Source organism: Hydrocarboniphaga daqingensis (genome assembly GCF_900129825.1).
Lineage (GTDB): Bacteria > Pseudomonadota > Gammaproteobacteria > Nevskiales > Nevskiaceae > Hydrocarboniphaga > Hydrocarboniphaga daqingensis.
The window spans coordinates 54,353-74,002 of the sequence record NZ_FQWZ01000003.1; the positions used below are offsets into that span (position 1 = coordinate 54,353).

The window sequence follows — 19,650 nt, forward strand, 5'->3', positions numbered from 1 at the left end:
CCCCTGGCCCCTCTCCCGGAGGGAGAGGGGAAACTGGCGCCTGATTGCCCATTCCCGCCCGTTCCATGAGCATCCCCAAGCTTGCCTCTCCCCCCCCGGGAGAGGCCGGCGCGCAACGCGCGCCGGGTGAGGGCGTCTGCAGAATGAGCCATGTGTGAGTCTCGAACGCCCTCACCCCTGGCCCCTCTCCCGGAGGGAGAGGGAAACTGACGCCTGAGTGCCCATTCGCGCCTGTTCCATGAGCAGCCCCAAGCTTGCCTCTCCCCCCGGAAGAGGCCGGCGCGCAACGCGCGCCGGGTGAGGGCGTCTGCAGAATGAGCCATGTGTGAGTCTCGAACGCCCTCACCCCTGGCCCCTTTCCCGGAGGGAGAGGGGAAATTGCCGCCTGAGTGCCCATTCCCGCCTGTTCCATGAGCAGCCCCACGCTTGCCTCTCCCCCCGGGAGAGGTCGGCGCGCAGCGCGCGCCGGGTGAGGGCGTCTGCGGAATGAGCCATGTATGAGCCTCGAACGCCCTCACCCCTGGCCCCTCTCCCGGAGGGAGAGGGGGAGCAGAACCACCGACACTGGCCCGAGCAGCGCGAGTCATCACATCGGCGTGACATCGATCGCTGCTAGCCTTGCGAGAATTTTGTCGACTTCAGGTGCTGCTGATGCCCTGCCGATTCCTTGTGTCGTCGCTGCCGCCGGCCATGGGTCCAAGTGGCTCAACGGGTCTTCGTCACGCGATCGCAGGTCTGCTGTGCGGGCTGATGATGTCGGCGTGCTCTTCGGGCTCGTCTGAGGATGCGGGATCAGACCCGGTCGACATCGGGCCGCCACCACCGGTCGTGGAACTGCCGCCGGTGGCCGAGCCGCCCGGTAGCAGCGAACCGCCGCCGGCAACCGAGCCGCCCGGCAGCAGCGAGCCGCCACCGCCGCCTGAACCGCCGCCGCCGCCGCCGCCGCCGGTGCCCGAGTGCGCGGCGCGTTCGGGGCCGCGTCCCAACTTCGTCATCCTGCTGACCGACGACCAAGAGCGCCGGCTCACTGATGCGTCGTATACGCCGGCAATCACGCAGCGATTGGTCGATGGTGGGCTGAGCTTCGACAAGGCCTATGTCACGACGTCGCTATGTTGCCCTTCGCGTACGTCGATTCTCAGCGGCCAGTACGCGCACAATCATCGCGTGCTGTCGAACGACAAGCCGCGCGGCGGTTATCCGGTCGCCGGTGCGGCCGAAGCGGCATCGGTGGCGGTGTCGTTGAACCGTGCCGGTTACGAGACGGCGTTCATCGGCAAGTACATCAACCAGTATCCGAGTTACACCGAGTGGCCGGCGCCGGTCAGCGTGCCGCCCGGCTGGACGCACTGGTTTGCCGCCGTCGACGTGTTTCCGAAGACCGGACCGTACAACCAGTTCAACTACAACATGGCGCGTACCGATGCGACGTCGAGTTTCTTCGGCTCGCAGGCGGCTGACTACTTCGGAGACGTGATCACGCGCGATGCAGCGGCGTACTTTGAATCGGTGTGTGCGCCGTTCCTGGCATTCGTGTCCTACGTCAGCCCGCATGGCCCGGCCACGCCGGCGCCGCGACATGCGGCGGCGACGGTGGCTCCGCCGCTACGCGCTCCGGCCTACAACGAGGCCGACATGTCCGACAAGCCGCGCTGGATTCGCGACCTGCCGCTGCTGACCGATGAACAGCAAGCACAGCTGCAGCAGTTCAACGAAAACCGGGCGCGGTCGATGCTGGGCGTCGACGAGTCGGTCGAACAGTTGCTCGGCATCCTGGATCGACGCGGCATCGGCGCCAACACCTATGTGTTCTTCCTGAGCGACAACGGTCTGCACATGGGCGAGCACCGCTTGTCGGGCATCAAGGATACGCCTTACGAAGAAGCGATCGGCATTCCGTTTTTCGCCCGCGGCCCGTCGATCGCACCGGGGCGGCGCAGTGATGCACTGGTGCTGAATATCGATCTGGCGCCGACGATTCTCGATCTGGCCGGGATCGCCGATGGAGCGGCGTCGATGGACGGTCGATCGCTAAAACCCTTGCTGCTGGGCGAGCCGGTGAGCTGGCGAACCGACTTTCTGGTCGAACACTTCGCCAACAATCCCGACTCGATCAACAAGGTCAACCGGAATCCGTTCGCGTTGGAATACGCAGCCCTGCATCGCGGCCACGAGGTGCTGGTCGACTACGCCTACGGTGACAGCGAGTACTACGATCTGGCCGCTGATCCCAGCCAGTCCGACAATCGCGCTGCGACGATGGATGCGGCCGCACAGCAAGCAATGCGGCAGCGCTTACAGGACTTGATGCGCTGTGCCGGCGATGCCTGTCGCGCCGGCCCCTGAGCCGCGTTAGAACCAGGCGTCGCGCATGTCCAGCGCCGTGGTGTCCATCGCCGCCAGCAGGTCGAGCTGCGGGCCGACCTTGGGCAGTTCCCATTCGAAGAAGTAGCGGCAGGCTTGCAGCTTGCCAGCGGTGAAATCGTCGGCGGGGAGCCGCTGCGCTGCGAGCGCTTGTTCGAGCCAGATCCACGCCAGCACCGTGTGGCCGAACGCCTCCAGATAGACGCTGCTATTAGCCAGCGTCTTGTGGATGTCGCCGGCGGCCCATAGCCGCTGCGTGACCACGGCCAGATTCTGCATCGACTCGCCGAGCGTCTTGGCGTAGTCGGCCAGCGTGGGGACGGCGGCAGCGCGCGCCACGCTGCGCGCGACCACGGCGCCGAGCGCCTTGAGTGCGGCGCCGTCCTGCATTACGACTTTGCGACCGAGCAAGTCCAAGCCCTGCACGCCATGCGTGCCTTCGTGGATCGGGTTGAGCCGGTTGTCGCGGTAGAACTGCTCGACGTTGTAATCGCGCGTATAGCCGTAGCCGCCGTGCACCTGGATCGCCAGGCTGTTGGCTTCCAGACACCATTGCGACGGCCAGCTCTTGGCGATCGGCGTCAGGATTTCGAGCAGCAGCGTCATCCGCTCGCGCTCGGCGGCGTCATCACTGTTGTGCTGCACGTCGACCAGTTGCGAGCAGTACAAGTTCAAGGCCAGCGCGCCTTCGACATAGGCCTTCTGTGCCAGCAGCATGCGGCGCACGTCGGCGTGTTCGATGATCGGCTGCTGCGGGGCGCTGGCTTCCTTGCCGCTGCCGCTGATCACGCGGCCCTGCTTGCGCGTGCGCGCGTAGTCCAGCGCATGCAGATAGCCGGTGTAGCCGAGCATGGTCGCGCCCAGGCCAACGCCGATGCGCGCCTCGTTCATCATGTGGAACATGCAGGCCAGGCCGCGATGCAGTTCGCCGACGCGGTAGCCGATCGCGCCGGCCTTGCCGCCAGGGCGATGGCGCGTGCCTTCACCGAAGTTCAGCAGGCAATTGGTCGTGCCGCGATAGCCCATCTTGTGATTGAGCCCGGCCAGCACGACGTCGTTGCGCTCGCCGCGCGTGCCGTCCGCGTTGACCAGGTACTTGGGCACGATGAACAGCGAAATGCCTTTGACGCCGGGAATCAGCCGGCCGTTGTCATCGGGCACTTTGGCCAGCACGAGATGGACGATGTTCTCGCTCAACTCGTGCTCGCCGCCGCTGATCCACATCTTGTTGCCGGTGAGCCGGTACTGCGGGCCCAGCGCGCTGTCGCCCTCGTATTCGGCGCGCGTGACGATGTCACTCAGCGACGAGCCGGCCTGCGGCTCCGACAAGCACATCGTGCCGAAATAGCGCCCGGCGAACTGCGGCCGGACGAAGGCGTCGATCTGCGCCGGCGTGCCGTGCTTGAGCAGCGTGTTGGCGTTGCCGATCGTCAGGAATGGGTAGGCCGAGGTGCCGACGTTGGCGCCGAGGAAGTACGCGAACGATGCCTTCTCGACGACGGTCGGCAACTGCATGCCGCCGAACTCCGCGTCCTGCGCGGCGGCCATCAGCCCGGCGTCGCAGTAGGCGTCGAGCGCGGGCTTGACCTGATCGTGCATCGTCACGCGCTCGCCGTCGAAATGCGGCTCATGCTGGTCGTTGAGTTTGTTGTGCGGTGCGAAGCGCTCGGTGGCGATCTTCTCGCTGGTATCGAGCACCGCATCGAAGGTATCGCGGCTGTGCTCGGCGTAGCGCGGGAAACGCGTCAGCGCTTCGACGTCGAGCCACTGGTACAGCAGGAAGTCGAGATCGCGACGCGACAGGATCAGGGACATGGGCGGCTCGCTGGCAAACGGCGGCCAGCATACTGCAGCGCCGCCCGGCGTTCAGCGCGGTGGCAGCGCGATGCGTTCCTGTTCGAGCGCGGCCATGTCGTCGGGCAGATGCCGCGCCGCTTCGACCTGCTCGACCGTGATCGGCCGATAGCCCGGCGCCGGCTTGTTCAGCACTTCGGCGATGTAGCGGATCACTTCGGCGATCTGCAGATTGGTGAAGCGCGGGCCAAAGCGCGGCATCAGGCCGTAATACAGCTTGTCGCCGACTTCGACTGCACCATAAGGGCCGTAGATGATCGCGTGCGCTACGTACTGCTGGCCTTCTGCCGTCGCCAGCCAAGCCGACAGGCCGGTTAGCGGCGGGAAGCCGTTGCTATCGGCATCATCACCGCCGCGTCCGCTGCCGTCGGCGCGATGACAGACAGCGCAGCGGTCGCGATAAATCTGCCGGCCTTCGGTTGGCCGGTAGATCACGCGATTGGTTTTGCGCGTCGTGCTCAGCGGCGGCTTTCGCACGGGCGCGTCGTCCGCGACCGCCGGTGCGCCCAGCATCAGCGCTGCCGCGGTCGCCAGGCTCGTCGTCCACCGCGCTACGCGGCGTTTCGAGCGCGCCTTCAAGCGGGCCATGCGGTCCATCGCGTCAGGCTCCTGATGCGCCGATTCGCGCTAGCAGGTCGTCGCAATAAGCACACCATGCCCCGCGCTGCATGATGGCTGGCGGAAGCGCTTGTGTACCCAGCGATACTGCGCAGGATGCTGGCGCACCGCCTGCTCGATCCAGGCATTGATCCGCGTCGCGTCGGCGACCGCGTCGGCACTCGGAAAGTCGCGCCATGGCGCGCTGAATTCGAGTTGGTAGCGCCCGTCGCGGTCGCGCCAGAAACGCAGGCCGACGACGGCGGCGCCGGTCATGCTGGCCAAGCGCGACGCGGCCGTTATCGTCGCTGCCGGCTGCCCGAATAACGGGGCTATCACGTGCGTCTTACCGGCGTAGTAGCGATCAGGCGCATACCAGACGCAGCGCCCGGCGCGCAGGCGCTTGATCACGTGGCGCACCGCGTGAGCCTGGATCGGGGCGGTGTCGACGTCGTGCTGTGGCGTGCTGCCATCGCCGGGGCGAATGTCGCGGCGGGTACGGCCACGACGCTGGGCCTGCTCGATTACCGGGTGCGCCGCAGGCTGGTAGGTGAAATCCACGATCAGTTGCCGACGCAGCAGCGCGGCGCACAAGTCCATCGTCGTCGTATGCAGCACCAGCAACAGCACGCCGCGACATTGCTGCTGCACGTGGCGAACGACGTCGACGCCGTGCACGCCACTCAGCAATCGATCGAGGCGTGACACCGGCCACCACCAGCCGATCAATTTCTCGGCGACGCCGATGCCATAGTTGCGTGCGTTGGCGCGCAGCAGGCGATCGATGGCCTGCGCATCCAGCTCGGGAAAGCAACGCCGTAGATGCTCAGCCGTTTTGCGCCATCGACCTGGCTGCACGCGACGACTCAGATCGCCCCAAGCCACACCGGCGCCGAACAGCACGCGGTAGGGCAGCAGTCGCGTCGCCAGCCAAGCGAGCCGCAGCGATGCGGCCATCGGCCATTGCGACGGCGCCCAAGAAAAGCCGCTGGTGGCCGCGACATTCGTGCGCGGATACGCGTCGCGTCGTGCACCGCTCGATGGTGTGAAAACCGATGATTGAGGTCCGGCGTCGACGTTGGCGCCGTAGCGACCGTCGCGGCCAGACGCGGAGGCCCCAGCCCCCGGCCCGCTGCCATCCATTGCCCTGATCCCTGCACGTCCGTGTGCGATCGCGAAGCCGCCGTGCTGCTGCGACGGCGGCCGTGACCTGTGATCAGGATGCTACGGGCCGCTGCACGTCACTGACAAGGCAGTGCGTGTAACAGCGCGTCGTGGCCTCAGTGCCGGCTGACGTAGCGCGACAGCTCCAGCTTGCCGATCTGGTTGCGATGCACTTCGTCGGGGCCGTCGGCCAGGCGCAGCGTGCGCGCTTGCGCATACATGTAGGCCAGCGGCGTGTCATCGCTAACGCCAGCACCGCCGTGCACCTGGATCGCCCAGTCGATCACCTGACAGGCCATCAGCGGCGCGGCGACCTTGATCATCGCGATCTGCTTGGCGGCGACCTTGTTGCCGACGGTGTCCATCATGTACGCCGCATTCAGCGTCAGCAGCCGGCACTGGTCGATCTGGATGCGCGCTTCGGCTATGCGCTCCAGCGTCACCGTCTGCGCGGCGACCGGCTTGCCGAACGCGGTGCGCGACAGCGCGCGCTTGCACATCAGCTCCAGTGCGCGCTCGGCCAAGCCGATCAGCCGCATGCAGTGATGGATGCGGCCCGGCCCGAGCCGACCTTGCGCGATCTCGAAGCCACGGCCCTCGCCGAGCAGCATGTTGCTCGCCGGCACGCGCACGTTGTCGAACACCAGTTCGCCGTGGCCATGCGGTGCATCGTCGTAGCCGAACACCGGCAGGTGCCGCAGCACGGTCACGCCCGGCGTGTCGCGCGGCACCAGAATCATCGACTGCTGACGATGGCGGTCGGGGTTGTCCGGGTCACTCTTGCCCATGAAGATGAACAGCGCGCAGCGCGGGTCGTTGGCGCCCGACGACCACCACTTGCGACCGTTGATCACATAGTCGTCGCCGTCGCGGACGATGCGGCTGCTGATGTTGGTCGCATCGCTGGAGGCCACGTCCGGCTCGGTCATCGCAAAGCAGCTGCGGATCTCGCCGTTGAGCAAGGGCTTGAGCCAGCGCTGCTGTTGCTCGGGCGTGCCGTAGCGCGTCAGCACTTCCATGTTGCCGGTGTCGGGCGCGTTGCAGTTGAACACTTCCGGCGCCCAGGCGACGCGGCCCATGATTTCGCACAGCGGCGCGTATTCGACGTTGCTCAAGCCGGCGCCCAGCTCCGACTCGGGCAGAAACAGATTCCACAGTCCGGCAGCCTTGGCCTTGAGCTTCAGCGACTCGACGATCTGCGTCGGCTGCCAGCGATCGCCTTGCGCCACTTCGGCTGCGAAGCGCGCCTCGTTGGGATAGACGTGCTCGTCCATGAAGGCCGTCAGGCGCTGTTGCAGGTCGCGCGTGCGCGCCGAGTATTCGAAGTCCATGGCAGGTATCCGGTGGTTATTCGTTGACGACGGTGACGACGACCTTGCCCGACACGCGTCGGTCCATCAGCGCGCGCAGCGCTTCGGCGCCGCGTTCCAGCGGGAAACGTTCGCCGATGTGCGGGCGCAGGCGGTCTTCCTGCAGCCAGCCAAACAGCGTGGTCAGATCGCGGTAATTGTTCTTCGGCTCGCGCTTGGTGTAATCGCCCCAAAACACGCCGACGACGCTGCAGCCTTTCAGCAGCGTCAGATTGGCTGGAATCTTCGGGATCTCGCCGTTGGCGAAGCCGATGATCAAGTGGCGGCCGCGCCATGCAGCCGAGCGCAGCGCGACTTCGGTGAACGCGCCGCCGACCGGGTCGAACGTCACGTCGACGCCACGGCCTTCGGTCAGTTGCTTGAGCCGGTCCTTCAGATCGTCGCGGCTGTAGTTGATCAGCTCGTCGGCGCCGTGTTGCTGGCAGATCGCGAGCTTGTCGTCCGTCGATGCTGCGGCGATCACGCGCGCGCCGAGCACCTTGCCGATCTCGATCGCGGCCAGGCCGACGCCGCCCGATGCGCCGAGCACCAGCAGCGTCTCGCCGCTCTGCAGCGCGGCGCGGTCGGCCAGCGCGTGGTAGGCGGTGCCGTAGGTCAGCACGAAGGCCGATGCCGTAACGAAGTCGAGGCCGTTGGGCATCGGCATCAGCGCTTGCGCGTCGGCCAGCACGTATTCGGCAAACGCGCCCCAGCCGGTGAATGCGATCACGCGATCGCCGGGCCGCAGGTGCTTGACCTTGGCGCCGACGGCTTCGACCACGCCGGCGCATTCACCGCCCGGCGCAAACGGCAGCGGCGGCTTGAACTGGTACTTGTTCTGCACGATCAGCGTGTCGGGAAAGTTCACGCCGGCCGCGTGCACGCGAACCAGCGCTTGATGATCGCCCGGCGTCGGCGTGTCGATATCACCGTAGACCAGCGTTTCGGGTTCACCGTAGTGCGTGCACAGCAGGGCTTTCATGGGCGGGCTCGTCAAAAGTCGGGGCGTGGGTGCGTCGGTCAGGCGGTCAGGTAGCCGCCGTCGACGTTGATGCAGGCGCCGGTGGTGTAGCTGGCGCCCGGCGACACCAGATACAGCACGGTGGCCGCCATCTCGTCCGGTGAGGCATGGCGGCCCATCGGGATATGCGACATGAAGCCGGCATTGGCCTCGCCCTGGCGGATCAGCGCCGACGCGAACTTGGTGTCGGTCAGGCCCGGCAGCAGCGCATTGACGCGGATGTTCAGCGGCGCGCATTCGCGAGCGTAAGCCTTGGTCATCGCGATCACGGCCGACTTGGTGATCGAATAAATGCCTTGCAGCAGGCCGGGCACGACGCCGTTGACCGAGGCGGTGTTGACGATCGCGCCGCCGGCCGCGCCGTTCTTCATCATCAGCTTCACGCCGCCGGCACTCATGAAGTAGTAGCCGCGGATGTTGACGTCGACCGTCTTCTGGAACGCGCTGACGTCGGTTTCCCAGATCGGACCGTAGTGCGGGTTGGTTGCCGCGTTGTTGACCAGCACGTCGAGCCGGCCGAACTGCTGCTCGACCTGCGCGAACAGTGCGTCGATCTGCGCGATCTCGCCGATATGGCAGGCCAGCGCCGTGGCCTTGCCACCGCTGGCGCGGATCGACGCGGCCACCGCTTCACAGTCGGCCAGCTTGCGGCTGGACACGACCACCTGAGCGCCGGCGGCGGCCAGCGTGCGCGCGATCGACTCGCCGATGCCACGGCTGGCGCCGGTGACGACGGCGACTTGGCCGCTCAGGTCGAACAAGCGGCTCGGGGACAGCGCAGGGTGGTCGGTCATCGCGGGTGGCCTTTGGCGGAATGCGGGTTTGCGCAGAGCCTAGGCCGACGCTTACCGTCATTCAAATGAATACGGCTTATGCCGATCCATCAATGTTGTTCATGAATGACGGATGTCCATGCAACTCGACCGCATCGACCTGAACCTGTTCGTCGTGCTTGACGCGATTTTCACCGAAGGCGGCATCACCCGCGCCAGCGACAAGCTGCATCTGACGCAGCCCGCGGTCAGCCACGCGCTGAACCGGCTGCGGCGCTTGTTCGACGACGCGCTGTTCGTCCGCGAAGGGCGCCGGCTGGTGCCAACGCCGCGCGCCCGCGCGCTGATCGAACCGGTGCGCGCCGCGCTACGCGGGCTGGAGGTGACGCTGTCCGAATCGCAGGCCTTCGATGCGGCTCGCTCGACGCGCCGCTTCACGCTGGGCGTGCGCGACGTGCTCGAAGCGCGGCTGCTGCCGCCGTTGCTGCGCGCGCTGGCGGTCGAAGCGCCGGGCGTCGATATCGCGGCCGTCCGCGCCGACCGGCGCGAGCTGGAAGCCGAGCTGGCGCGCGGCACGCTGGATGCGGCGATCGACATTGCGCTGCCGCTGTCACCGGCCGTGCGCCGCCAGCGGCTGGTCGCCGATGCGCTATGCGTCGTTGCGCGTGCCGGGCACCCGCAGGCGGACGCGGCGCTGGATCTGGACACCTATCTCCGCTTGGACCACGTGCTGACCAGCTCGCGCCGCAGCGGCCCGGCGCCCGAGGACGCCGAGCTGAGCCGTCACGGCCTGCAGCGCCGCGTGCGGCTGCGCTGCCAGCATTACTTCAGCGCCTGCCGCGTCGTCAGCCAGACCGACTTGGTGCTGACGATGCCGGAGAGCTACGCGCGGATCGCCAGTGCGCAGTGGGCCTGCCAGTTGCTGCCGTTCCCGCTGCCGACGCCGACACTCGACGCGGTGCTGTACTGGCATGCCCAGCTCGACGCCGATCCGGCCAATGCCTGGCTGCGCGAGCGGCTGCTGCGGGCGCTGGACGGCTAGGGCGCTGCAAGCGGAGCGCTCCCCTCTCCCGCCGGGAGAGGGGCGGGGGTGAGGGCTGTGGAGGCTCGGGCCCGGCTCGTTTTTTTGGACGCCCTCACCCGGCGCGCAGTGCGCGCCGGCCTCTCCCGGGGGGAGAGGCAAGCGGGGGGCGGCTGGTAGAACTGGCCGGGGTTTGAAATTAAGCGGCGATGCGGCGGGCGGGTCTCCCCTCTCCCGCCGGGAGAGGGGCGGGGGTGAGGGCGTTCGAGGCTCGTGCCGGGCTCGTTCCTTGGACGCCCTTACCACGACCATGGTTCGAGTGCCGCGGCACGGCGGGCGACACCGTCCAACCGTAAGGCGGTTACGGCCTGCCAGGCTCGTGGCTACGGCGCCTGCGAGCGTTGCCGTGCCAGCGCCAGCAGATGGCTCAGGCTCGCCGACTGGTAGTTCTCGCGGTAGACCAAGCTCATCCGCGCCTTCGGCGCCGGGTCGTCGATGCGCCGGTAGATCACGCCGTCGCTGTTGATCTGGCGCATCGAGGCCGGGACCATCGACACGCCGAGGCCGGCGGCGACCAGATTGACGATCGACGTCACCTGCGAGGCTTGCTGCTCGATCCGCGGCGAGAAGCCGCCGCGGCGGCAGGCGGCGATGATCTCGTCGTACAAGCCCGATCCGACTTCGCGGCTGAACATCACGAACGGCTCGCGCGCCAGCGATTCCACCGACAGCGTCTTCTGCTGGCCCAGCGGGTGGTTGGCCGGCAGTGCGATCAGCAGGTCCTCGTCGAACAGCGTCTCGACGATCAGGCCCGGGTCGTCGCTGATCAGCGGGCGAACGAACGCCGCGTCGATCGTGCCGGCCAGCACCGCCTTGGCCAGCTCCGGCGTGCTCGCCTCGGTCAGCGACAGCTGTACGCTGCGGTACTGCTCGCGGAACTCACGCAGGATCAGCTGCACGCGCGGATGGAACGGCGCCGAGTTGATCATGCCGATCGTGATCGCGCCCTGGTCGCCGCGCGCGATCCGCTGCACATTGCGCGTCGCGCGTTCCACTTGCGCCAGCACCGCCTTGGCATCGAAGAAGAACGCCATGCCGGCCTCGGTCAGCGCCACGCCGCGCGGCAGGCGCTTGAACAGCGGCGCGCCCAGCTCGGTCTCCAGCTGCTGGATTTGCTGTGACAGCGGCGGCTGGCCGATGCCGAGCCGCTGGGCGGCCCGGGTGAAGTGCAGCTCCTCGGCGACCGCGACGAAATAGCGCAGGTGTCGCAGTTCCATCTGATACTCCAAACCTATGACGGCATAGACTGCCATATATTGGACGTATCGTTAAGCCGCGGTCTACAGTCGCCGGCCGAGGCTGAGCGCCAGCGGCAGCGACCGAGAACTCCCGATGCAGACCGACGAAAACGACCCGAATCCGACCGAAACCCGCGAGTGGCTCGACGCCCTGCAAGCCGTGCTGGAACGCGAAGGCCCGGAGCGGGCGCACCAGCTGCTCGAATCGCTGGTCGAGAAGGCGCGCCTGTCGGGTGCGTTCATTCCGTTCTCGCCGAACACGCCGTACATCAACACGATCCCGCCGCATCTGGAAGAGCGCAGCCCCGGCAACCATGAGCTGGAGTGGAAGATCCGCTCCTTGCTGCGCTGGAACGCGATGGCGCTGGTGGTCAACGCCAACAAGGAACACCACGGCATCGGCGGCCACATTGCCAGCTACGCCTCGGCCGCGACGCTGTACGAGATCGGCTTCAACCACTTCTGGAAGGGCCCGGACCACGCCGACGGCCAGGACCTGGTCTACATCCAGGGCCATTGCACGCCGGGCATCTACGCCCGGGCCTACCTCGAAGGCCGGCTGACCGAGGAGCAGCTCGACCGCTTCCGGATGGAGGCGCTGTCGCCGGGTCTGTCGTCGTATCCGCATCCCTGGCTGATGCCGGACTTCTGGCAGTTCGCCACCGTCAGCATGGGCCTGGGTCCGATCATGGCGATCTACCAGGCGCGGCTGATGAAGTATCTGCATCACCGCGGCTTGAAGGACACCGCCAAGCGCAAGGTCTGGTGCTTCTGCGGTGACGGCGAAATGGACGAGCCCGAGTCGGTCGGCGCGCTCGACATCGCCGATCGCGAAAAGCTCGACAACCTGGTGTTCGTCGTCAACTGCAACCTGCAGCGGCTCGACGGCCCGGTGCGCGGCAACGGCAAGATCATTCAAGAGTTGGAAGGCTACTTCCGCGGTGCCGGCTGGAACGTGATCAAGCTGGTCTGGGGCGGGCCCTGGGATTCGCTGCTGGCGCGCGACGGCAGCGGCAAGCTGATCCAGGCGATGAACGAAACCGTCGACGGCGAATACCAGAGCTACAAGGCGCGCGGCGGGGCGTACACGCGCGAGCATTTCTTCGGCAAGTATCCCGAGCTGCAGCGGCTGGTGGCGACGATGAGCGACGAGGAGATCGCCGCGCTGCCGCGCGGCGGCCACGATCCGCACAAGGTCTACGCCGCCTATGCCGCCGCGATGAAGCACACCGGGTCGCCGACCGTGATCCTGGCCAAGACCGTCAAGGGTTACGGCATGGGCGAGGCCGGCGAAGGCCAGAACATCACGCATCAACAGAAGAAGATCGGCCTGGAAGCACTGCGCAAGTTCCGCGACCGCTTCAAGATCCCGGTGCCGGACGATCAGCTCGAGGCGATGCCGTTCTACAAACCGGCCGATGACTCGCCCGAGATTCAATACCTGAAGCAGCGCCGCGCTGAACTCGGCGGCTCGCTGCCAGCGCGCGTGGTGCGCCCCGAAACGCTGGAAATCCCGCCGCTGGCGACGTTCCAGCGCTTGCTCGATGGCACGGGTGAGCGCGAGATCAGCACGACGATGGCCTTCGTGCAGCTGCTGCAGACGCTGATCCGTGACAAGAACGTCGGCAACCGCGTGGTACCGATTATCCCAGACGAGGCGCGCACGTTCGGCATGGAGGGCATGTTCCGTCAGCTCGGCATCTATTCGATTGTCGGCCAGAAGTACAAGCCCGAGGACGCCGACCAGCTCGCGTTCTACAAAGAAGACATCAAAGGCCAGATTCTCGAAGAAGGCATCACCGAATCCGGCGCGATGTCGAGCTTCATCGCGGCCGGTACTTCATACGCCAACCACCAGTTCACGCTGCTGCCGTTCTATGCGTTTTATTCGATGTTTGGCTTCCAGCGCGTAATGGACTTGTGCTGGGCCGCCGGCGACATGCGCGCGCGCGGCTTCCTGCTCGGCGCCACCGCCGGCCGCACGACGATCAACGGCGAAGGCCTGCAGCACGAAGACGGTCACAGCCTGGTCATGGCCGGCCTGGTGCCCAACTGCAAGAGCTACGACCCGGCCTTCGGTTACGAGCTGGCGGTGATCATCCATCACGGCTTGCGCGAGATGGTCGTCGACCAGCATGACTGCTACTACTACCTGACGATCTACAACGAAAACCACACGCATCCGGCGATGCCGGCCGGCGTCGAAAGCGGCATCGTCAAAGGCTTGTATCTGTTTAAGTCGGACGACAAGCCGGCCGCCGCCCACGTGCAACTGATGGGCTCGGGCTCGATCATGCGCGAGGTCATCGCCGCGTCTGATCTGCTGCGCGAAGAGTGGGGTGTGACCAGCGACGTGTGGAGCGCGCCGAGCTTCAACGAGCTGGCCCGCGACGGTCGCGAAGTGGAACGCTGGAATCTGCTCAATCCGAGCAAGCCGCCGCGCAAGAGCTATGTCGCCGAATGCCTCGGCGGCATGACCGGGCCGGTGATCGCCGCCACCGACTGGGTGCGCGCGTATGCCGAGAGCATCCGCCCGTATCTGAGCGCGCCGTATCACGTGCTCGGAACCGATGGCTTCGGGCGCTCGGACAACCGTCCGGCACTGCGCGACTTCTTTGAAGTCGATCGGCGTTGGATCGTCGTCAAGGCGCTGGCCGCGTTGGCCGAACAGGGCACGGTGCCTGCCGAGCGTGTCGCCCAGGCGATCAAGATCTACGGCATCAAGCCCAACCGCGCGGCGCCGTGGACCGTTTAAGACTGCAGAGGACGCACGATGGCCAAGCTTGAAATCAAGATCCCGGATATCGGCGACTATCAGGGCGTGCCGGTGATCGAAGTCCTGGTCAAGGACGGCGACACCGTCAAAGCCGAACAGCCCCTGCTGGTGCTGGAAACCGACAAGGCGACGATGGAGATCCCGAGCCCCGGCGCCGGTGTCGTCGAAGGCTTGCAGCTGAAGGCCGGCGACAAGGTGTCGATGGGCGATGTGATTTGCAGCTTGCAGAGCGCCGACGCCGCTACCTCCAAGGCAGCCGCACCGGCGCCGGGCGCTGCCACCCCTCTCCCCCCGGGAGAGGGGCCAGGGGTGAGGGCGTCTGAGGCTCAACCCAGCCCCAAGTCTCAAACGCCCTCACCCGCCCCTGCGGGGCACCCTCTCCCGGCGGGAGAGGGCAAAGCCGCGGGTGCGGTGAGCACGCTGGCGGTGACGATCCCGGACATCGGCGACTTCAGCGGGGTGCCGGTGATCGAAGTCCTGGTCAAGGACGGCGACACCGTCAAGGCCGAGCAGCCCTTGCTGGTGCTGGAAACCGACAAGGCGACGATGGAAATCCCGAGCCCCGGCGCGGGCGTCGTTCAGGGCTTGAAGTTGAAGGCCGGCGACAAAGTGTCGAAGGGCGATGCGGTGTGCAGTCTGCAGGGCGCGGCTGCGTCTACCCCTCTCCCCCCGGGAGAGGGGCCAGGGGTGAGGGCGTCCGAGGCTCAAGCCAGCCCGAAATCTCAAACGCCCTCACCCGCCCCTGCGGGGCACCCTCTCCCGGCGGGAGAGAGGAAAGCGGCGGCGCAGCCGGTGGCCGAGACGCCGCAGCAGAGCAGCGGCAAGCCGGGTCAGCTGCCGTATGCCGGGCCGGCGACGCGCAAGTTCGCGCGTGAGCTGGGCGTGGATCTGAGCTTGGTCAAGGGCAGCGGCCTGCGCGGGCGCATCGTCATCGAAGACGTGCAGGGCTACGTCAAGCAAACCTTGGCGCAGCCTGCCGCCGCCGCCAGCAGCGCCGCGCCAGCCGGCGGCAGCGGCATTCCGCCAATACCGGCCGTCGACTTCAGCCAGTTCGGCGAGATCGAGACGGTGCCGCTGGCGCGGATTCGCAAGCTGTCAGCGGCGCATCTGCATCGCGCCTGGGTCAACATCCCGCACGTTACGCAGACCGACGACGCCGATATCACCGACCTCGAAGCGTTCCGCAAATCGGCCAGCGACGAGAGCGGCACCAAGCTGACGCTGCTGCCGTTCGTGATGAAGGCCGTCGAAAAGGCGATGCAGGCCTATCCCGACTTCAACAGCTCGCTGTCGCCCGACGGCGCTAGCCTGATCCGCAAGAAGTACCTGCATATCGGCTTTGCCGCCGACACGCCCAACGGCCTGGTGGTGCCCGTGGTGCGCGACGTCGACCAGAAGGGCATCGTGCAACTGGCCAATGAATGCGCGGAGCTGGCCAAGAAGGCCCGCGACGGCAAGCTCAAGCCCGACGAGATGAAGGGCGGCTGCTTTTCGATCAGCAGTTTGGGCGGCATCGGCGGCGGCTACTTCACGCCGATCGTCAACGCGCCGGAAGTCGCGATCCTCGGCGTGTCGCGTGGCGTGATGAAGCCGGTGTGGGACGGCAAGGCGTTCCAGCCGCGACTGATGCTGCCGCTGAGCTTGAGCTACGACCATCGCGTGATCGACGGCGCGCTCGGCGCGCGCTTCATCGTGATGCTGACCAAGCTGCTCGGCGATCTGCGCCGGCTGACGCTGTAGCACCGCGCATCGCGGCACGCGCGGCGCCCGCGCCCGCTGCCGCGCTGCCGCCACGATCCACCGCTATCCGACCCAGTCCGACCCAGTCCGACCGAAGTCGGGGGTCGGCCGTGCTGGTGCGTCTACAATCGTACGGGCGAACCAGCGCGGTTCGTTTTCTGCATTCCGATACCAGACCAGAATCAAAAGGGAATCCGCCGTGGCCAGCATCCGCAAGATCCTCGTTGCCAACCGATCCGAAATCGCGATCCGCGTGATGCGCGCCGCGGCTGAGATGGGCATCAAGACCGTTGCGATCTATGCCAACGAGGACCGCTTCGCGCTGCACCGGTTCAAGGCCGACGAGAGCTACCGCGTCGGCGCCGGCAAGAAGCCGATCGCCGCCTACCTCGACATCGACGACATCATCCGCGTCGCCAAGATGGCCAAGGTTGATGCGATCCATCCCGGCTACGGCTTTCTGTCGGAGAACCCGGACTTTGCCGAGGCTTGTGCCGCCAACGGCATTTTGTTCATCGGCCCGAGCCCGCAAGTGATGCGCACGCTCGGCAACAAGGTCGCCGCGCGCAACGCGGCCACGGCCGCCGGCGTGCCGGTGATGCCGGCCACGACGCCGCTGCCGGCCGACATCGAGGCCTGCAAGCAGATGGCGCGCGACGTCGGTTATCCGCTGATGCTGAAGGCCAGCTGGGGCGGTGGTGGCCGTGGCATGCGCGTGATCGAAAGCGAAGCCGACTTGCCGGGCAACATCGAGATCGCGCGGCGCGAAGCCGCAGCGGCGTTCGGCAACGACGAGGTGTATCTGGAAAAGCTGGTGCGCCGCGCGCGCCACGTCGAGGTGCAGATCATCGGCGATCGTCACGGCAACCTGGTGCATTTGTTCGAGCGCGACTGCTCGGTGCAGCGCCGCAACCAGAAAGTCGTGGAGCGTGCACCCGCGCCGTATCTGGACGAGGCCACGCGCCAGGCGCTGTGCGAATCGGCGCTCAAGCTCGGCCGTGCGGTGAACTACACGCACGCCGGCACCGTCGAGTTTCTGATGGATGCCGACACTGGCAGGTTCTATTTCATCGAGGTCAATCCGCGCATCCAGGTCGAGCACACGGTCACCGAGCAGGTCACCGGCATCGACATCGTCAAGGCGCAGATCCGCATCTGCCAGGGCGCGGTGATCGGCAGCAGCGCTGGCGTGCCCGAGCAGCGCGACATCCGTCTGAACGGCCATGCACTGCAATGCCGTGTCACCACCGAGGACCCGGAAAACAACTTCACGCCGGACTATGGCCGACTGACCGTGTACCGCAGCGCGGCCGGCTTCGGTTTGCGCCTCGACGGCGGCACCGCCTATGCCGGCGCGATCATCACGCCGTACTACGACTCGCTGCTGGTCAAGGTCACCGCGTGGGCGCCGACGGCCGACGAGGCGATCCACCGGATGGATCGCGGCCTCCGCGAGTTCCGCATCCGAGGGCTGTCGACGAACCTGCAGTTTCTCGAAAACGTGATCAACCATCCCGATTTCATCAACGGGGATGTCATCACCAAGTTCATCGACAACACGCCCGAGCTGTTCAACTTCAAGAAGCGCCGCGACCGCGCCAGCAAGCTGCTGCGCTTCCTCGGTGAGACCACGCTGCGCGGCAACCCGGAGATGAAGGGCCGCAAGATGCCGGAAGGCGAGTTCGCTGCGCCGGTGATGCCGGTCTGCGATCTGACGGCGCCGATTCCGCCGGGCTCGCGCGACCGCTTCAAGGCGCTCGGCGCTGCCGGTTTTGCGCAGTGGATGAAGGACCAGCCGCAGGTGCTGCTGACCGACACGACGATGCGCGACGCGCACCAGAGCCTGTTCGCGACGCGGATGCGCACCGCCGACATGGCGGCGATCGCGCCGTACTACGCGCGGATGCTGCCGGGCTTGTTCTCGATGGAATGCTGGGGCGGTGCGACCTTCGACGTCGCGCTGCGCTTTTTGAAGGAAGACCCGTGGGCGCGCTTGCACCAGCTGCGCGCGGCAGCGCCGAACGTGTTGTTCCAGATGCTGCTGCGCGCCAGCAACGCGGTCGGCTACACCAACTACGCCGATAACGTCGTGAAGTTTTTCGTGCAACAGGCGGCGGCCAACGGCGTCGACGTATTCCGCGTGTTCGACTCGCTGAACTGGGTCGAGAACATGCGCGTGGCGATGGACGCGGTGATCGAATCCGGCGCGATCTGCGAAGGCACGATCTGCTACACCGGCGATCTGTTCGATGCCTCGCGGCCCAAGTACAACCTGGCCTATTACGTGAAGATGGCCAAGGAGCTGGAGCGCGCCGGCGCGCATGTGCTCGGTATCAAGGACATGGCCGGCGTCTGCCGGCCGCGCGCTGCCGCTGAACTGGTGCGCGCGCTCAAGCAAGAGGTCGGCTTGCCGATCCACTTCCACACGCATGACACCAGCGGCATCGCAGCGGCCAGCGTGTTGGCGGCGATCGACGCGGGTGTCGACGCGGTCGACGGTGCGCTCGATGCGATGTCGGGCCTGACGTCGCAGCCGAATCTGTCGGCGATCGTCGCCGCGCTGCAAGGCACCGCACGCGCACCCGATGTCGATCTGGAGGCGATGAAGTCGATCAGCTTCTACTGGGAGGGCGTGCGCCGCTACTACGCGCCGTTCGAGGCCGACATCCGCAGCGGCACGTCCGACGTGTATCGCCACGAAATGCCGGGCGGCCAGTACACCAACCTGCGTGAGCAGGCGCGTGCGATGGGCCTGGATCACCGCTGGCCGGAAGTCAGCCAGGCGTATGCCGACGTCAACCAGCTGTTCGGCGACATCGTCAAAGTGACGCCGACATCCAAGGTCGTCGGCGACATGGCGCTGTACATGGTCGCCAACGACCTGACGCCGGACGAAGTCGCCGACCCGGCGCGCGACATCGCGTTTCCGGAATCGGTGATCTCGCTGTTCAAGGGCGAGCTGGGTTATCCGCCCGACGGCTTCCCGGCCGCGCTGCAGAAGAAAGTGATCCGCGACGAGCCGGCGCTCGACGGGCGTCCGGGCTTGAACCTGCCGCCGGTCGACCTGGAATCGGCGCGGCACGACGCCGAAAAGGCGGTTGGCCACAAGATCAGCGATACCGAGCTGGCCTCGTACCTGATGTATCCGAAAGTGTTCAAGGACTACGCCGCGCACTTGAAGACCTATGGCGACGTTAGCCAGCTGCCGACGCCGGTGTTCTTCTACGGCCTGCGCGAACAGCAGGAAGTGTCGATGGACCTGGAGCCGGGCAAGACCCTGCTGATCCGGCTGCAGGGCCGCACCGAGAACCTGGAAGAAGGCGAGGACAAGCTGTTCTTCGAGCTCAACGGCCAGCCGCGGATGATCCGCGTCGCCAAGCCCGACGCCCGCAACAAAGCGGCTTTGCCCAAGGCCGAGGATGGCAATCTGAAGCACATCGGCGCGCCGATGCCGGGCATGGTCGTCACGGTCGCGGTCAAGGCCGGGCAGAAAGTCGCCAAGGGCGATCCGCTGGTGTCGATCGAGGCGATGAAGATGGAAACGCAGATCCGCGCCGACTTCGACGCGACGATCAAGCGTGTCGTCGCCACCACCGGCCAGAGCGTGTCGGCCAAGGATCTGCTGATCGAACTAGGCTAAGCCTAACGCCGGGCGCGCCGGCCCGGCCTTTGCTGCAGACTCGCACTGGTCTT

At 66.5% G+C, this 19,650-nt stretch carries 12 protein-coding genes; 5 read left to right on the top strand and 7 right to left on the bottom strand.

Going from position 1 to position 19,650, the window contains the following annotated elements; all coding sequences use genetic code 11:
• Positions 1-828: 828 nt before the first annotated feature.
• Complete coding sequence (locus BUB09_RS06210) at positions 829-2,346, top strand: sulfatase family protein (protein WP_084083217.1); 1,518 nt, start codon at positions 829-831, stop codon at positions 2,344-2,346.
• A gap of 6 nt (positions 2,347-2,352) precedes the next feature.
• Here BUB09_RS06210 and BUB09_RS06215 read toward each other — a convergent pair whose 3' ends face one another.
• From BUB09_RS06215 to BUB09_RS06240, 6 genes are all read right to left on the bottom strand, one after another.
• A complete protein-coding gene (locus BUB09_RS06215; RefSeq protein WP_072895674.1) occupies positions 2,353-4,179 on the bottom strand; it encodes an acyl-CoA dehydrogenase in 1,827 nt (608 codons plus the stop codon).
• 51 nt (positions 4,180-4,230) lie between these two features.
• Positions 4,231-4,815, bottom strand: a complete 585-nt coding sequence (locus tag BUB09_RS06220; RefSeq protein ID WP_072895676.1) for a c-type cytochrome — start codon at positions 4,813-4,815, stop codon at positions 4,231-4,233.
• Positions 4,816-4,845: 30 nt separating this feature from the next.
• A complete protein-coding gene (locus tag BUB09_RS06225) occupies positions 4,846-5,772 on the bottom strand; it encodes a lysophospholipid acyltransferase family protein (protein ID WP_072896619.1) in 927 nt (308 codons plus the stop codon).
• 323 nt (positions 5,773-6,095) lie between these two features.
• Positions 6,096-7,310: an acyl-CoA dehydrogenase gene (locus BUB09_RS06230; RefSeq protein ID WP_072895679.1), complete on the bottom strand. Its 1,215-nt coding sequence runs from the start codon at positions 7,308-7,310 to the stop codon at positions 6,096-6,098.
• A gap of 16 nt (positions 7,311-7,326) precedes the next feature.
• Positions 7,327-8,310, bottom strand: coding sequence for an NADPH:quinone oxidoreductase family protein (locus tag BUB09_RS06235; RefSeq protein ID WP_072895682.1), 984 nt, complete (start codon positions 8,308-8,310; stop codon positions 7,327-7,329).
• Between the two features lie 38 nt (positions 8,311-8,348).
• Positions 8,349-9,143, bottom strand: a complete 795-nt coding sequence (locus tag BUB09_RS06240) for an SDR family oxidoreductase (protein ID WP_072895685.1) — start codon at positions 9,141-9,143, stop codon at positions 8,349-8,351.
• Positions 9,144-9,261: 118 nt separating this feature from the next.
• On the opposite strand from BUB09_RS06240, the gene BUB09_RS06245 reads away from it, so the two are divergent.
• On the top strand, positions 9,262-10,164 hold the full coding sequence (locus BUB09_RS06245; protein WP_072896621.1) for a LysR family transcriptional regulator: 903 nt from the start codon (positions 9,262-9,264) through the stop codon (positions 10,162-10,164).
• 362 nt (positions 10,165-10,526) lie between these two features.
• On the opposite strand, the gene BUB09_RS06250 is transcribed toward BUB09_RS06245, so the two are convergent.
• Positions 10,527-11,420, bottom strand: a complete 894-nt coding sequence (locus BUB09_RS06250) for a LysR family transcriptional regulator (RefSeq protein ID WP_072896622.1) — start codon at positions 11,418-11,420, stop codon at positions 10,527-10,529.
• Between the two features lie 115 nt (positions 11,421-11,535).
• Here BUB09_RS06250 and aceE point away from each other — a divergent pair, with 115 nt between their 5' ends.
• The 3 genes from aceE (at position 11,536) to BUB09_RS06265 (ending at position 19,597) form a co-directional block, all read left to right on the top strand.
• Positions 11,536-14,196 carry a pyruvate dehydrogenase (acetyl-transferring), homodimeric type gene (gene aceE, locus BUB09_RS06255; RefSeq protein WP_072895688.1) on the top strand — a complete coding sequence of 887 codons (2,661 nt, stop codon included), beginning with the start codon at positions 11,536-11,538 and terminating at the stop codon, positions 14,194-14,196.
• An 18-nt stretch (positions 14,197-14,214) separates the two neighbouring features.
• Entirely contained in the window at positions 14,215-15,957 is a 1,743-nt protein-coding gene (gene aceF / locus BUB09_RS06260) for a dihydrolipoyllysine-residue acetyltransferase (RefSeq protein WP_072895690.1), read from the top strand.
• Positions 15,958-16,213: 256 nt separating this feature from the next.
• Positions 16,214-19,597 carry a pyruvate carboxylase gene (locus BUB09_RS06265; RefSeq protein ID WP_436232908.1) on the top strand — a complete coding sequence of 1,128 codons (3,384 nt, stop codon included), beginning with the start codon at positions 16,214-16,216 and terminating at the stop codon, positions 19,595-19,597.
• Positions 19,598-19,650: the final 53 nt, after the last annotated feature.

Coding starts and splice junctions, on each gene's coding strand:
- BUB09_RS06215 (WP_072895674.1), bottom strand. CDS start 4,179: ATGTCCCTGATCCTGTCGCGTCGCGATCTCGACTTCCTGCTGTACCAG.
- BUB09_RS06220 (WP_072895676.1), bottom strand. CDS start 4,815: ATGGACCGCATGGCCCGCTTGAAGGCGCGCTCGAAACGCCGCGTAGCG.
- BUB09_RS06225 (WP_072896619.1), bottom strand. CDS start 5,772: ATGGCCGCATCGCTGCGGCTCGCTTGGCTGGCGACGCGACTGCTGCCC.
- BUB09_RS06230 (WP_072895679.1), bottom strand. CDS start 7,310: ATGGACTTCGAATACTCGGCGCGCACGCGCGACCTGCAACAGCGCCTG.
- BUB09_RS06235 (WP_072895682.1), bottom strand. CDS start 8,310: ATGAAAGCCCTGCTGTGCACGCACTACGGTGAACCCGAAACGCTGGTC.
- BUB09_RS06240 (WP_072895685.1), bottom strand. CDS start 9,143: ATGACCGACCACCCTGCGCTGTCCCCGAGCCGCTTGTTCGACCTGAGC.
- BUB09_RS06245 (WP_072896621.1), top strand. CDS start 9,262: ATGCAACTCGACCGCATCGACCTGAACCTGTTCGTCGTGCTTGACGCG.
- BUB09_RS06250 (WP_072896622.1), bottom strand. CDS start 11,420: ATGGAACTGCGACACCTGCGCTATTTCGTCGCGGTCGCCGAGGAGCTG.
- aceE (WP_072895688.1), top strand. CDS start 11,536: ATGCAGACCGACGAAAACGACCCGAATCCGACCGAAACCCGCGAGTGG.
- aceF (WP_072895690.1), top strand. CDS start 14,215: ATGGCCAAGCTTGAAATCAAGATCCCGGATATCGGCGACTATCAGGGC.
- BUB09_RS06265 (WP_436232908.1), top strand. CDS start 16,214: ATGCGCGCCGCGGCTGAGATGGGCATCAAGACCGTTGCGATCTATGCC.